The 14,034-nt window shown below is 73.6% G+C and carries 12 protein-coding genes; 8 read left to right on the top strand and 4 right to left on the bottom strand.

The window, feature by feature from the left end:
- Positions 1-267: 267 nt before the first annotated feature.
- The 7 genes from ACPA54_RS14110 to ACPA54_RS14080 all read left to right on the top strand — a co-directional run bounded on the left by ACPA54_RS14110 (position 268) and on the right by ACPA54_RS14080 (position 8,975).
- Positions 268-1,041 carry a hypothetical protein gene (locus ACPA54_RS14110; RefSeq protein ID WP_423529505.1) on the top strand — a complete coding sequence of 258 codons (774 nt, stop codon included), beginning with the start codon at positions 268-270 and terminating at the stop codon, positions 1,039-1,041.
- Between the two features lie 128 nt (positions 1,042-1,169).
- On the top strand, positions 1,170-1,793 hold the full coding sequence (locus ACPA54_RS14105; protein WP_423529503.1) for a PadR family transcriptional regulator: 624 nt from the start codon (positions 1,170-1,172) through the stop codon (positions 1,791-1,793).
- The gene (locus tag ACPA54_RS14100; protein WP_423529501.1) at positions 1,790-2,557 is read left to right on the top strand and encodes an ABC transporter ATP-binding protein; all 768 of its coding nucleotides are present in this window, start codon (positions 1,790-1,792) and stop codon (positions 2,555-2,557) included. The genes ACPA54_RS14105 and ACPA54_RS14100 overlap by 4 nt, the downstream gene beginning before the upstream one ends.
- The gene (locus ACPA54_RS14095; RefSeq protein WP_423529499.1) at positions 2,554-5,346 is read left to right on the top strand and encodes an FtsX-like permease family protein; all 2,793 of its coding nucleotides are present in this window, start codon (positions 2,554-2,556) and stop codon (positions 5,344-5,346) included. The genes ACPA54_RS14100 and ACPA54_RS14095 overlap by 4 nt, the downstream gene beginning before the upstream one ends.
- 80 nt (positions 5,347-5,426) lie before the next feature.
- Positions 5,427-5,966 (top strand): bacterial proteasome activator family protein, encoded by a 540-nt coding sequence (locus ACPA54_RS14090; RefSeq protein WP_423529498.1) that lies wholly within the window; start codon positions 5,427-5,429, stop codon positions 5,964-5,966.
- Between the two features lie 109 nt (positions 5,967-6,075).
- Complete coding sequence (locus ACPA54_RS14085; protein ID WP_423529496.1) at positions 6,076-7,200, top strand: protein kinase domain-containing protein; 1,125 nt, start codon at positions 6,076-6,078, stop codon at positions 7,198-7,200.
- Positions 7,201-7,472: 272 nt separating this feature from the next.
- On the top strand, positions 7,473-8,975 hold the full coding sequence (locus ACPA54_RS14080; RefSeq protein ID WP_423529494.1) for a protein kinase domain-containing protein: 1,503 nt from the start codon (positions 7,473-7,475) through the stop codon (positions 8,973-8,975).
- 34 nt (positions 8,976-9,009) lie between these two features.
- Here the strand turns inward: ACPA54_RS14080 and ACPA54_RS14075 are convergent, their stop codons facing one another.
- Together ACPA54_RS14075 and ACPA54_RS14070 are read right to left on the bottom strand one after the other, a co-directional pair.
- The gene (locus ACPA54_RS14075) at positions 9,010-10,011 is read right to left on the bottom strand and encodes a phosphotransferase enzyme family protein (RefSeq protein ID WP_423529493.1); all 1,002 of its coding nucleotides are present in this window, start codon (positions 10,009-10,011) and stop codon (positions 9,010-9,012) included.
- Between the two features lie 40 nt (positions 10,012-10,051).
- Positions 10,052-10,861: a Cof-type HAD-IIB family hydrolase gene (locus ACPA54_RS14070; RefSeq protein WP_423529491.1), complete on the bottom strand. Its 810-nt coding sequence runs from the start codon at positions 10,859-10,861 to the stop codon at positions 10,052-10,054.
- Positions 10,862-11,015: 154 nt separating this feature from the next.
- Between ACPA54_RS14070 and ACPA54_RS14065 the strand changes: the two genes are divergently transcribed.
- The gene (locus ACPA54_RS14065; RefSeq protein ID WP_423529489.1) at positions 11,016-11,909 is read left to right on the top strand and encodes an LLM class flavin-dependent oxidoreductase; all 894 of its coding nucleotides are present in this window, start codon (positions 11,016-11,018) and stop codon (positions 11,907-11,909) included.
- 34 nt (positions 11,910-11,943) lie between these two features.
- On the opposite strand, the gene ACPA54_RS14060 is transcribed toward ACPA54_RS14065, so the two are convergent.
- Positions 11,944-12,744, bottom strand: a complete 801-nt coding sequence (locus ACPA54_RS14060) for an HAD family hydrolase (RefSeq protein ID WP_423529487.1) — start codon at positions 12,742-12,744, stop codon at positions 11,944-11,946.
- Positions 12,741-14,021 carry a serine--tRNA ligase gene (serS, locus tag ACPA54_RS14055; RefSeq protein WP_423529486.1) on the bottom strand — a complete coding sequence of 427 codons (1,281 nt, stop codon included), beginning with the start codon at positions 14,019-14,021 and terminating at the stop codon, positions 12,741-12,743. Before serS ends, ACPA54_RS14060 begins: the two co-directional genes overlap by 4 nt.
- Positions 14,022-14,034: the final 13 nt, after the last annotated feature.

Here is a 14,034-nt window from a genome sequence, read left to right as displayed (position 1 = left end):
GGCCCGGCTCGTGGAGATCTTGCGGGATTCCCCGCGGGTGACTGGTGTCACGGGGCCGGACGGTGCACTCTCGTCAGGTCGGTCATGCGCCGGCGATCCCTGTGTCACAGTCCGCTGCACAACCCGTCACACAACATTGGACATCGCTGACGGCACGACCGGATTCGCGATAGTTTCCGGCAGTGCCGCCTCCCCCAGCCCACGGCTGGGACGCGCCCCCCGGCCGGCACGGGGGCGGACTCCGAACCGGGCGGGAAGGGAGGCCGGATGCGCACTATCCGCGCCTTCATCCGGCGCGTCCCGGCCGGCCCGGTCGTCATCGCCCTGCTCATGGTCGGGGTGCTGGTCTTGGTCAACCTGTACGGCACGAACGGGACCGCCGAGCATGCCGCGCCCTCCGAACCCGTCGGCATCCCCCCGCAGCTCCCCGCCGACGAACACGGCGTGCCGACACCGTCCGCGGCAACCGGCGTGCCGCCGTCCGCCCCGGCGCCCGGTCCCACGGCCACGCCGGCCGACCCGCAGACGTCGCCGCACGCGGCCGATCCGCCCGCCGGCACGCGTGCCGCCACACCCGGAGACCCCGGCACCGGGCAGAACACGCCGCAGAGCGTGCGCACCGACCCACCCGCTGCCCCGCAGGGCGGCAACAGCCAGGGCCAGGACAACGGGACCGATTCGGGCACGCCGGTCGCGCCGCGGCTGCGGGTGGTCAGCGTGCTGCTCACCAGCGACCACGCGGCCGGCTCGTACGTGCGGTGCGCCGGCCGCGACGAGGTCGTGATCGCCGCCACGATCCTGGCCGACGGCGGCCAAGGCGCCGTCGTCTACCAGTGGGTGTTCGACGGCTCGCGCGCCTGGCCGCCGGACCTGCTGCAGTTCACCGGTTCGGGGCCGCGCCAGCAGAGCCTGCAAATACCGTGGCCGGTCGGCGTCAAGTACAGCGGCGCCCGGATCCAGGGCACCGTGCAACTGCGCATCCTCCAGCCGGTCATGTACGCGCAGACCCAGCGAATCTCGCTCGACGTCGTCTGCGTCTGACCCGGACACCCGCGCCGCACCCCCGGTAGTCGAAACCACCGCGCGGCCCCCTTCCCGTCCTTGACGCGCCGATGCCGGCGCCCGCACCGCCTTGCCAACGGGGAATACTCGGTATACACATACCGAGTATGTCTATCAAGCACGGTCTGCTGGCGCTCCTCGACCAGGGCCCTCGCTACGGCTACCAATTGCGCGCCGAGTTCGAGGCACGCACCGGATCGACCTGGCCGCTCAACGTCGGCCAGGTCTACACGACACTGGGCCGCCTCGACCGGGACGGCCTCGTCGCCCCCGACGGCGAAGACGGCGAAGGCCACGTCTTCTACCGGATCACCGACGAAGGCCGCCGGGAACTCCAGGAGTGGTTCGACGCCCCGGTCGCGCGCGGCGACCGCCCCCGCGACGAACTCGCCATCAAGCTCGCCATGGCGGTCACCGTGCCCGGCGTCGACGTCGCCGCCGTCGTGCAGTCCCAGCGCGCGCACACCCTGCGCGCCCTGCAGGACTACACGCGGCTCAAGGCCCGCGCCGCGGACGACGACCTGGCCTGGCAACTCGTCCTGGAATCGCTGGTGTTCCAGGCCGAAGCCGAGGTGCGGTGGCTCGACCACTGCGAATCCCGGCTGGCCCGCCGCGACATGCGTGCGCCCGTCGCCGCGCCGCCGGCCGCCGCCCCCGCTCCCACGCGCACTCCCGAGGCCACGGACACCCCCGCCGCGCGCCGTCCGCGGCTGCGCCGGAGCCCGCGATGAGCCCCGCCGGTGCCATAGCCGCGCACCCGGACAAGGCCGCCGCGCCGGTGCTGGAGCTGCGCGGCCTCGGGCGGACGTACGGCAAGGGCGAGACCCGGGTGGAGAGTCTCCGCGGCGTCGACTTGGCCGTCGCGCCCGGTGAACTCCTGGCCGTCATGGGCCCCTCCGGGTCCGGCAAGTCGACCATGCTGCTGCTTGCGGGCGGCTTGGACGCCCCGACCACCGGCGAAGTCCTCGTCGAGGGCACGGACATCAGCCGGCTGCCGCGCCGCAAGCAGGCCGCGCTGCGGCGGCGCAGCGTCGGCTATGTGTTCCAGGACCTCAACCTGATCCCGGCGCTGACCGCGCTGGAGAACGTCGCGCTGCCGCTCGAACTCGACGGTAGGCCCGTGCGCAAGGCCCGGTCCGCCGCGCGCGACGCGCTGGCCGAGATCGGCGTCGACGACCTCGCCGAGCGGTTCCCCGACGACATGTCGGGCGGCCAGCAGCAGCGCGTCGCGATCGCCCGGGCGCTGGTCGGCGAACGCCGCCTGGTGCTCGCCGACGAACCGACCGGCGCGCTGGACTCGGCGACCGGCGAAGCCGTGCTCCGCGTGCTCCGCGCCCGGTGCGACGCGGGGGCGGCGGCGGTGCTCGTGACACACGAGGCCCGGCATGCCGCGTGGGCCGACCGCATCGTGTTCCTGCGCGACGGCCGCCTGGTCGACGACACCGGCCGGACCGACGCCGCCGAGTCGCTGCTCACCCGGGACGGCCCGCGGTGACCGGACGCGGGTGGCGGGCCGCCCTGCGGATCGCCCGGCGCGAGGCCTGGCGGGCGAAGGGCCGCAGCCTGCTGATCGTGCTGATGGTCGCGCTGCCGGTGTTCGGCGCGAGCGCGGCGGACGTCACGTACCGCAGCCAGCAGTTGGACACCGGCGAGCGGTTGGCGCGGCAGATCGGCCGGGCCGACGCGCGGCTGACCGAGCCGGTGTCGGACCTGCCGATCGCGCAGGACCCGGTCGACGACGGCCGGTTCGTGCTCCGCGGCGACCTCGGCCCGGCGGCGCAGCCGCAGCCGAGGACGGACGTCCGGTCGGTGCTGCCGCCGGGTGCCGCGGTCCTGACGGACACCGTCGCCCGGACCACCATCCGCACCGGCTTCGGCCTGGCGGGTGCGGATTGGCGCGAGTTCGACTACGACGCGCCGATCGCGCACGGCATCGCCGTGCCGACCGGCGGCCGGGCGCCGCGAGCCGCCGACGAAGTCGCCGTCACCGACCGGCTGCTGCGCGCGGGCGGGTTGAAGATCGGCGGGACGCTCACCGAGTACAACACCGGCAGGGTGTTCCGCATCGTCGGGACGGTGAAGCTGCCCGACCACCTCGACGCCCGGCAGGTGTTCGCCCTGCCCGCGGCCGGCGTCCTGGACGCGATGGCCGGACAAGGGCGTCCGACGGAGCGGAAGTTCCTCGTCGACGCGCCGGACGGGGCGTACACCTGGGACCGGGTGCGGGCGTTGAACGACCGGGGCATCGTCGTGCTGTCGCGCGCCGTTGCCGAGCATCCCCCACCGGACGACGAGGTGCCGTACCTGCGGGAGGGCGGCGCGGACTTCCGGGCGTTGTCCGACATGCAGATCGCGGTCGGCGTCGTGGTGGTCGGCATGGCGCTGCTGGAGGTCGTGCTGCTCGCGGGCCCCGCGTTCGCGGTGGGCGCGCGGCGGCGGCGCCGGGACTTCGGGCTGGTTGCGGTGGTCGGCGGCGACCGGCGGCACATCCGGACGATCGTCCTGGCGGACGGCGCGGTGCTCGGCGGGGTCGCGGGTGTCCTGGGCACCGGGCTGGGATCGGCGGCGGCGTGGTTCGCGCGCGGGTGGTTCTCGTCGTTCTCCGGCAAGGAACTCGGCCACTTCGACGTGCGCCCGCTCGAACTCGCCGGGATCGCCGCGCTCGGCATGGCGATCGGGCTGGTGTCCGCGGCGATTCCCGCGGTGCTGGCGTCGCGGGAGAGCGTCGCGGCGTCGCTGACCGGCCGCCGCGGTGTGCGGCGCGGTTCGCGGGTGCTGCCGGTCGCGGGCGTGCTGCTGGGCGCGGCCGGGGTGGCGGTGGCGTACTACGGGGCGAAGGTCGCCGCCGACGACACCGTTTTGCTGACCGGCTGTGTGGTGGCCGAACTCGGGGTGATCGCCTGCTGCCCGGCGCTGCTCGGCCTGGCCGCGCGGTGCGGCCGCGTTCTGCCGCTGACGCCGCGCCTGGCGCTGCGCGACGCGGCCCGGAACCGGCCGCGGACCGCGCCTGCCGTGGCGGCGGTGATGGCGGCGCTGGCCGGGGCGACGTCGGTGACGGCGTACTGGGCGAGCACCGACCACGATGCGCGCGCGGACTACCGTGCCCAGGCCCGGCAGGGCCAAGTGCTGGCCACGAACGGGTACGAGAACGGCCGGGGCCTGCGCCAGGCGGCGGACATCCTGGCCGCGTCGCTGCCGGTCTCCGGACCGGGCCTGGTACGCGGCTACCGCGACGTGTGCGCGCCGAACTCCGGGTGCCTGACCGTCTCCCTGCAGTTGCCGGCCGAACTCCGCTGCCCGCTCGACGATCTGTCGGGCCCGGGGGCGATCGAAGCCGCCCGTACCGCCCGCACCGATCCGCGCTGCCAGGCGGAGAATCGGCCCTCGATCTTCGGGCTCCCGGTCGGTGACCCCGAGACCGTGCGCCGGATCACGGGCAGCACCGGTCCGGAGATCGCGGACGCGCTGCGCACCGGCGCGGTGGTCTTCGACCGGCGCTACGTCAAGGACGGCATGGTGACCGTCGCGGTGCGGACCCTGACGCCGCAGGACACCGCGTCCCCCACCACCGTGTCCACCGTGTCCGCCGCGGCACCGCCCCCCGCCGAGCCGGCGCCGCGCCTGGTCGCCATTCCGGCGCGCTACGTGGCACCGGCGGAGGACATCCCCGCGCTCGCGGTGCTCGGCGAGGAAGCCGCCCGTGCCATCGGCGTGCCGCCCGGCGACATCGGCATCCTCTTCGACACCGTGAGCATGCCGTCGGAAGCCGACGAGCAGCGGGCCCGGGCCCAACTCGACGGCGTCGTCACGGGCGTCTACTTCGACGTCGAACGCGGCTACCAGGGGCGTCCGAGCACCCAGCTCCTGCTCCTCGCCGCGGCCACCGTCGTCGTCGCCCTCGGCGCGGCGGGCGTCGCCACCGGACTGGCCTTGGCCGACGGGCGGCGCGACTTGGCCACGCTGGGCGCGGTCGGCGCGCCGCCGCGGGTGCGCCGGGCGCTGTCGGCCGCGCAGAGCTGGGTGATCGCCCTCGTGGGCACCGTGCTCGGCCTGGCGGTGGGGCTGCTGCCGGCGGCGGCGCTGCGCTGGCGCACCGCGAAAGCCGCCGCGGACGCCTTCGACATGTCCGGCGACGGCGCGTTCGGGATCAGCCGCCCCGATGTTCCGCTGGTCGTCCCGTGGGCCGAAATGGGGCTCGCCTTGCTGGTGGTGCCGCTGTTGGCGGCGGTGGTCGCCGCGGTGTGCACGCGGACCCGGGTGACCGTGGGGACACGGGCCGGGTAACGGACGTGCGGGTGCCGTACCGTCTCCCCTCGGCGCCGGTCCCGTGGCGGGGCCCGGCGCCGAGGGGAGAGGATGGGCACATGAACATGCCGAACAGCGAAGCTCAGGACGAGAACCCCCACGTCGTGATCGTGGGTCCCGACGGCATGGCGGTCGGCGGCGAACCCGGCGCCGAAGGCGTGTTGAACGGCGAAGCCGGCATCACCGACATGGTCGAGCAGCCCGCGAAGGTCATGCGCATCGGCAGCATGATCAAGCAGCTCCTCGAGGAAGTGCGCGCGGCGCCTCTCGACGAGGCCAGCCGGGTCCGCCTCGCGGAGATCCACAAGGGCTCGATCAAGGAGCTGGAGAAGGGCCTCGCGCCCGAACTGGTCGAGGAACTCGAGCGCCTCACCCTGCCGTTCAACGACGAGAACGTGCCCACCGAGGCCGAACTCCGCATTGCGCAGGCCCAGCTGGTCGGCTGGCTCGAAGGACTGTTCCACGGCATCCAGACCGCGCTCTTCGCGCAGCAGATGGCGGCACGCGCCCAGTTGGAGACCATGCGCCGCGCCCTGCCGCCCGGTGCGATGCCCGGCCGCCCCGGCGAGGCCGGCGGGACCGCGGGACCGTACCTGTAGGCGGCCCACCGGCCAGGCCGACCGCACTCGGGTACGGCCACGACCACGGCAGGTGCGGCGCCCCCAAGCGCCGCACCTGCCACCACGACGCTGCACCACGGGGGCGCGGATGGTGCACGACACACATGACGAGTTCGCCGGCTCGGTCTTCGGCCGCGGCCGCTACCGCACCCTCCGGCGCATAGGCGGCGGCGGCATGGCCGTCGTGCACGAGGCGCACGACCTCGCGCTGGACCGCATCGTGGCCGTAAAGCGGCTGCGGCCGGAACTCGCCGAAGACGGCGTCGCCCGCTCCCGGTTCGCCCGCGAAGCGCACCACGCGGCGTCGCTCAACCACCCGGCGATCGTGCAGGTCTACGACACCGGCGAGGACCCGGGCCCGGCCGGGCCGGTGCCGTGGATCGTCATGGAACTCGTCGACGGCGTCACGCTGCGCGCCCTGCTGCGGCACGACGGGCCGCTGGAATGGCGCCGCGCCCTGCGGATCGCCGCGCACGTTCTGGACGCGCTGGAGTACAGCCACGGCTGCGGCATCGTGCACCGCGACATCAAGCCGGTGAACGTCATGGTCACCGCGGATGGCACGGTCAAGGTCATGGACTTCGGGATCGCGCGCACCGTGCATGCCGGCGGCGGGGCTCTCACCGCCGCCGGGCACATCATGGGCACCCCGCAGTACTTCTCGCCCGAGCAGGCCCTCGGGCACCCCGCGACGCCGCGCAGCGACGTGTATTCGGTCGGCTGTCTGCTGTACGAACTCCTGGTCGGCAATGTGCCGTTCGACGGAGAGAACGCGATCGCCGTGGCGTACAAGCATGTGCGGGACGAGCCGCTGCCGCCGACGGCCGTGCGGCAGGACGTGCCCGGCGCGGTCGACGACCTGGTGCTGCATGCGCTGCGGAAGGACCCGCAGTTGCGCTTCGGTTCCGCGGCGGAGATGCGGTCCGCCGTGGCACGGATCATCCCTGACGAGACGTCAGGTCCGGGGGCGGCGGGTCCCGCGGGGCGGGGCGGGCGGCGGCGCCGTGCCGGCGCCGCCGGGGGCGGCGGGGATAGGCCTCGGCGCGGCCCGGAGCGCCCGGCGCGCCGGACCCGTTCCCGGCGTGCGGAAGCCGCGGGTGCGGGCGGATCCGGGGCCGCCGCGGCCCGCGGCGGGCCGGGGACGAGCGCGGTGGTCGCGGCCGCCGTGGTGCTGTGCGTGGCGCTCGCCGTCATCGCGTGGATGGTCGGGTGAATCGGGAAACGGGTTATCCTTGCCGCCCGGGTTCGGCGTGGAGACCGCCGCAACCGACCGGCGACCAAGATCGGTGAGGTAGATCTCCTGCGTATGGCGGCCATTCCCCGATGCCGCGCACACGCGGCCGGTACGGTGACTCGGATACCGGATTGCGGGACAATGCCATGTGCGCACGGGGCCGGGATCCGGCGTGCCTTTGCGGCCCGGCGATCGTTGGGACGAGCGAGTCCGTGCCCGGCGGACCGTGACGAGACGGACTGCGAGGAGTGATGGGTCAGCCGCAGCGCCCGGACGACGACAATTCCGGGACCATGGGCAAGACCGTCGGCTCGGGCCGCTACGAACTCGGGCGTTTGCTGGGCCGGGGCGGCATGGCCGAGGTCAGCATGGCGCACGACGTGCGGCTCGGCCGCACCGTCGCGGTCAAGACGCTGCGTGCCGATCTGGCGCAGGACGCGGTCGCCCGGTCGCGGTTCGGCCGCGAGGCGCAGAACGCCGCGTCGCTCAACCACCCCGCGATCGTCTCGGTGTACGACACGGGCGAGGACCGGATCGGCGGCGAACTCGTGCCGTTCATCGTCATGGAGTGCGTCGAGGGCCGCACGGTCCGCGAGCTGCTGACCGAGGGCAACCCGATCCCGCAGGAGCAGGCGCTGCGGATCACCGAAGGCGTGCTGGAAGCGCTGGAGTACAGCCACCGGAACGGCATCATCCACCGCGACATCAAGCCCGCGAACGTGATCATCACGGACTCCGGCGCGGTGAAGGTGATGGACTTCGGCATCGCGCGGGCGATGCACAGTGCGGCGACCACCATGACGCAGACCGGCATGGTGATGGGCACGCCGCAGTATCTGTCGCCCGAGCAGGCGCTCGGCCGGACCGTCGACGCGCGCAGCGACCTGTATTCGAGCGGCTGCCTGCTGTACGAACTGCTGGCACTGCGGCCCCCGTTCAACGGCGACACGCCGCTGTCGGTGGTCTACCAGCACGTGCAGGACGATCCGCGGCCGCCGTCCGCGCACGATGCGCGGGTCCCGGCGCACCTGGACGCGATCGCCTTGAAGGCGCTCGCGAAGAGCCCGGACGACCGCTACCAGACCGCCGAGGAGATGCGGCTGGACATCCGGCGCGCGCTGGCCGGACAGACCGTCCGGGTCACGCCGCCGCCCGTCCGCGGATCCAACGCGCCGACCGAGCAGCTCGGCCAGTGGTCGGCGGGCGCGCCGACCGCACGGCTGGGGGCGCCGGTCGGCGACGACATGCGCGCCACCACCGCGGTGCCGCAGCCGCCGCGGGGCGTCGCGTCGGACGGCCGGACCGGCGCGTTCCCGGCGGTGGAGGAGCACGAGCGGCGGCAGCGCGGCCCGGGCTTCTTCGTGGTCGTCGGCGTGGTCGTCGTCGCGCTGATCGCCGGGGTGACCGCCCTGGTGCTGACGCTCGGCAAGGGCGACAAGCCGGACGGCACCGAGAACACCGACCGGGGCACGCCCACGGCCACGGCGCCGCAGACGCCCACCCCGACGGGCGGCGCGCAGCAGCTGCCGCAAGGCGAGGACACCGAGCCGACCCAGCCGACGCGCAACCCGACCGGACGGACGACGCCGCCCTCGCAGCAGGCGACGACGCAGGCGCCGACGGCCACGGCGACCACGAAGCCGACGCAGACGACGACCGCGCCGACCAACACGGCGACGTCGAAGTCGTCGCCGCCGCCCCAGCCCACGACGAAGGAACCGACGCCGACGAGTACCGCCTCCAGCGGCAACTGACGGCACCCGTTCGTGGAATGGCCGCCGACCGCGGCTATTCCACGAACGCCTCCAGCACCTCGTCCCAGTGCCGCGTCCACCACACGATCAGTGCGGCCGACGCCGGGAACAACGGGTCGGAGCGGTGGTCGCGTTCCACGTAGTGGCGGGTCAGCATCCAGAAGTCGTTGAGCCGCTCCCACCACAACCGGCGCACCGCGAGGGTCAGTTGCGTGCGCCCCGGGTCGGCGACCGCGCGGTAGGCGTGCATGAAGGTGCGCACGCGCGGCAGATCGAGCGTTCCGGTGGCCGAGCCGGTGAAGAACAGCAGGGCGGCGCGCACGGTTTCCTCGGTGTCCGGCAGTGCGGCCAGCCGGTCCCAGTCGACGATCGCGGCCGGAGCGCCGTCCACGTACAGCAGGTTGAGCGGGTGGAAGTCGCCGTGCACGTAGCCGGTGCGTGGGGCGTCGCCGTCGGCCGGGCGGTGGTGCGCGTGGCGGCGGAGCATGCGCAGGCGTTCGATCAGGCGGTGTTCGGCGAGGTCGTCGAACGGTTCGCGGACCTGCCGGTCGGCTATGCCGGCCAGCAGGCGGCGGGCGACCGCCATCGACTCGGCGGCGTCCGCGGAGCGCGTGAAGGCCGGCTGCTGCACGGGCGGCAGGGTGCGCAGGAGCGTCGCGTGCACGGTGCCGAGGAGTCCGCCGAGGGTGGCGCATTCCGCGGGCGCGAGGTCGTGGCCGCCGCGGTGCCGGCCGTCGACCCACGGGAACAGCGCGAACCACCGTCCGCCGATCCGGTGCACCGTGTGGCCGTCCCGGTCCCGGAGCGGGGCGACCGCGGGGATCCCGGCGCCGCGCAGGAGCGCGGTGGCCCGGTGCTGGAAGGCGATCGTGCCGGGCGCCTGGTCGAGGTAGTGCTTGAGGAACCAGCGGCCGTCGCTCGTGGTCACCTGGTAGCCGCGGTTCAGCAGGCCCTCGGCGACCGGCCGGAACGCGACCGGGCTGCCGACCGGGTAAGCGCGCAGCAAGGCGGCCAGGGGCGATCGGCCTGGGTGCATAGAGTAATTCTATGCAACACAGAGTGACCAAACGGGAGGATTACGGGAAGAGCTTCTCCAGGATCTGCGCGACGCCGTCGTCGTCGTTGCTCGCGGTGTGGTTCGGCACCGCGGCGAGGATCTGCGGGTGCGCGTTGGCGACCGCGTACGGCTGCCCGGCCCAGGCCAGCATCGGCAGGTCGTTGGGCATGTCGCCGAACGCCACGACCTCGTCCGCGGTGATGCCGCGCCGGGTCGCGTACCAGGCCAGCGTGGTGGCCTTGCTGACGCCGAGCGCGCTGATCTCCACCAGGGCGATCTTCGACGAGTGGGTGAACTCGGCGTAGTCCCCGGCGGCGGCGCGCGTGCGGGTCAGGAACTCGTCCGGAGCAAGGGAGTCGTGGCGGGCGAGCAGCTTGAGGACCGGCACCGGCCCCTCCAGCAGCTCCTCGACCGGGGCGATGCCGTGCACGACCGACACGTCGCGCTCCTGCGGCGGATAGGCGGGTTCGTGCGAGAAGCCCGTCGGGGTTTCCACGGCGAAGCACACGTCGGGGACGGCCGCCTTGATCAGCGCGGCGACCTTGCGGGCCGCGGTGACGTCCATCGGGTGCGTGTCGACGATGCGTTCGCTGCGCAGGTCGTAGACGACCGCCCCGTTGCCGCAGATGGCCAGGCCGTGGTGGCCGGTCACGGCGGCGACCTTGTCCATCCAGCGCGGCGGGCGGCCGGTCACGAAGACCACGTCGGTCCCGGCGGCTTCGACGGCGTCCAGGGCGGCGAGGGTGCGCGCCGAGATGGTGCCGTCGCTGCGGACGATGGTGCCGTCCAGATCGGTGGCGACGAGACGGGGGCGCGGAGTGGCAGTCACGCGTACATCCTCGCTCAGCCGATCCGGGAAAGTCAGACCGGTTCGGTGCGGAACGCCGCATCGACGTGTTCGGGATTGTCCGGGATCTTTCGGTGTACTGGCCACGTATCGTCCGGCGCGAGGTGCCGCCCGCGTTCGGTTAGGGTCGGGGACCATGCGAGTCGGTGTCGTCATCCTCCCGATCTACCGCTGGACCGAGGCCTCCGCGCGCTGGCGCGACGCCGAGCAGGCCGGCTTCGACGCGGCCTGGACCTACGACCACCTGTCCTGGCGCAGCTTCCGCGACGAGCCGTGGTTCGGATCGGTGCCGACGCTGACGGCGGCCGCGGCGGTCACCTCCCGGATCCGGCTCGGCACCCTGGTGTCGTCGCCGAACTTCCGCGAACCGGTCACCTTCGCCAAGGACGTCATGACCGTCGACGACGTGTCCGGCGGCCGGTTCACCCTCGGCATCGGCGCGGGCGGCACCGGCTTCGACGCCACCACGCTCGGGCAGGAGCCGTGGACGCCCAAGGAGCGGCAGGACCGCTTCGAGGAGTTCCTGGAACTCGCCGACCTGCTGCTGACGCAGCCGGACACCACGTTCCGCGGCCGCTACTACGCCGCCGACGAGGCCCGCATGATCCCCGGCTGCGTGCAGCGGCCGCGGGTGCCGTTCGCGGTCGCCGCCACCGGGCCGCGCGGCCTGCGGCTGGCGGCGCGCCTCGGGCAGGCGTGGGTGACGTTCGGCGACCCGAAGCAGCTCGAGGGGCGCACCGAGGCCGAGTACACCGCGGCGATCCGCGACCAGGCCCGCCGCTTCGACGAGGCGTGCGCCGCCGAGGGCCGCGACCCGAGCGGCTACGGCCGGATCCTGCTGAACGGGTCGACCGGGGAACGCGCGCTCGACTCGGTCGACGCGTTCGTCGACTACGCGGGCCGGTATGCGGCCGTCGGCATGACCGAGATCGCCGTCCACCTGCCGGTGCCGGGCACCGTCTTCGGCACCGACGAAGCCGCGTTCGAGCGCATCGTGACCGAAGGACTGCCGCAGGTCCGGGCGCTGTAGCGGCCGGGCTGCCGGCCCGCGGGCCGGCCGCGGGTCAGCCGGCCTGCGGGAACAGCCGCTCCAGCACCACCGCGACGCCGTCCTCGGCGTTCGACGCGGTGATCTCGTCGGCGACCGCCTTGAGGTCCGGATGGGCGTTGGCCATGGCCACGCCGTGCCCCGCCCAGCGCAGCATGCTGACGTCGTTGGGCATGTCGCCGAAGGCGACCGTGTCCGCGGCCTTGGCGCCGAGACGGCGCGCGACCAGCGACAGGCCGACCGACTTGCTCAGTCCGACGGGCAGCAGTTCGACGATGCCGGGACCGGCGTGCGTGACGTCGACCAGGCCGTCGCAGATCTGCCGGGCCCGCGCCGCGAGTTCGTCGTCGCCGAGATCGCGCTGCTGGACGTAGGCCTTGAGGATCGGCTCCGCCCACAGCTCTTCGCGGTCCTCGGCCGTGTGCACCGGCAGCGGGAGCGAGTAGCGGTAGGAGGGCTCCACGACGACCGCGCCGTCGATGCCCGCCCGGCTCACCGCGGCCGCCACCGGACCCAGGTCGGCCCACAGCTTCTCGATCGCGAGCCGGGCGACCTGTCGGTCGAGGGTGACCGAGGTCAGGATCCGGTCCTCGCCCGCGTGGTAGACCTGCGCGCCTTGCGAGCACACCGCGAGACCGTCGTAGCCGAGCGCCGCGAACACCGGCCGCGACCAGGACACCGCGCGGCCGGTGACGATCACGTGGTGCGCGCCCGCGGCGCCCGCGGCGGCCAGGGCCGCGCGCGTGCGTTCCGTTATCCGCTGGTCTTCGGTGAGGAGTGTGCCGTCGAGGTCCGTCGCGACGAGCCGGAAGCTCACGCGGCGCCCACCGGCTCCAGCACTTCGCGGCCGCCGAGGAACGGGCGCAGCGCGGCCGGAACGCGCACCGAGCCGTCCGGCTGCTGGTGGTTCTCCAGGATCGCCACGATGGTCCGCGGGACCGCGCACAGCGTGCCGTTGAGGGTGGCCAGCGGGCGCGTGCCGTTCTCGTCGCGCATCCGCACGGCGAGGCGGCGGGCCTGGAACTCGGTGCAGTTCGACGTGGACGTGACCTCGCGGTACTTGCCCTGCGTCGGGATCCACGCCTCACAGTCGAACTTGCGCGCGGCCGACGAGCCGAGGTCGCCCGCGGCGGTGTCGATGACCCGGAACGGGAGCTCCAGGGCGGTGAGGAACTCCTTCTCCCACGCGAGGAGCCGCCGGTGCTCGGCGTGCGCGTCCTCGGGCGCGGTGAAGGTGAACATCTCCACCTTGTCGAACTGGTGGACGCGGATGATGCCGCGGGTGTCCTTGCCGTACGTGCCGGCCTCGCGGCGGAAGCACGGCGAGAACCCGGCGTAGCGCAGCGGGAGCTGCTTCGCGTCGAGGATTTCGTCCATGTGGTACGCGCCGAGCGGGACCTCGGCGGTGCCGACCAGGTAGAAGTCGTCCTTCTCCAGGTAGAACACGTTCTCCGCGGCCTGACCGAGGAAGCCGGTGCCCTCCATCGCCTTCGGGCGGACCAGCGCGGGCGTGATCATCGGGGTGAACCCGGCGGCGGTGGCCTGCGCCATCGCCATGTTGACCAGCGCCAGCTCGAGCAGCGCGCCGACACCGGTCAGGTAGTAGAACCGCGATCCGGAGACCTTCGCGGCCCGCTCGACGTCGATCGCGCCGAGGATCTTCCCCAGCTCGACGTGGTCCTTGGGCTCGAAGCCCTCGGCCGCGAAGTCGCGGGGGGTGCCGATCTCCTCCAGCGTCACGAAGTCGTCCTCGCCGCCGGGCGGGACGCCGTCCTCGACGACGTTGGAGAGTTCCTGGAGCAGGCGCTGCGCTTCCGCGGCGGCCTCGTCCTGTTCGGCGTCGGCGGTCTTGACCTCGGCGGCCAGTGCCTGCGCGCGCTCCAGCAGTGCGGCCCGCTCGTCGCCCTTGGCCTTCGAGACCTGCTTGCCGAACGCCTTCTGCTCCGACCGAAGCTGGTCGAAGCGCACCGCCGACGACCGGCGGCGCTCGTCCGCGGCCAGCAGGCGGTCGACGATCGTCTCGTCCTCGCCGCGGGCACGCTGCGAGGCACGGACGCGGTCGGGGTCCTCACGGAGCAGTCGCAGGTCGATCACGCGGACCAGAGTA

This window comes from Uniformispora flossi, from assembly GCF_049534875.1.
Lineage (GTDB): Bacteria > Actinomycetota > Actinomycetes > Streptomycetales > Streptomycetaceae > Yinghuangia > Yinghuangia aomiensis.
Note: the sequence above shows the minus strand (reverse complement) of the source record. Positions and strands in the feature narration are given on the sequence as shown.

Coding starts and splice junctions, on each gene's coding strand:
- ACPA54_RS14085 (WP_423529496.1), top strand. CDS start 6,076: ATGGTGCACGACACACATGACGAGTTCGCCGGCTCGGTCTTCGGCCGC.
- ACPA54_RS14075 (WP_423529493.1), bottom strand. CDS start 10,011: ATGCACCCAGGCCGATCGCCCCTGGCCGCCTTGCTGCGCGCTTACCCG.
- ACPA54_RS14110 (WP_423529505.1), top strand. CDS start 268: ATGCGCACTATCCGCGCCTTCATCCGGCGCGTCCCGGCCGGCCCGGTC.
- ACPA54_RS14090 (WP_423529498.1), top strand. CDS start 5,427: ATGAACATGCCGAACAGCGAAGCTCAGGACGAGAACCCCCACGTCGTG.
- ACPA54_RS14105 (WP_423529503.1), top strand. CDS start 1,170: ATGTCTATCAAGCACGGTCTGCTGGCGCTCCTCGACCAGGGCCCTCGC.
- ACPA54_RS14065 (WP_423529489.1), top strand. CDS start 11,016: ATGCGAGTCGGTGTCGTCATCCTCCCGATCTACCGCTGGACCGAGGCC.
- ACPA54_RS14100 (WP_423529501.1), top strand. CDS start 1,790: ATGAGCCCCGCCGGTGCCATAGCCGCGCACCCGGACAAGGCCGCCGCG.
- ACPA54_RS14080 (WP_423529494.1), top strand. CDS start 7,473: ATGGGTCAGCCGCAGCGCCCGGACGACGACAATTCCGGGACCATGGGC.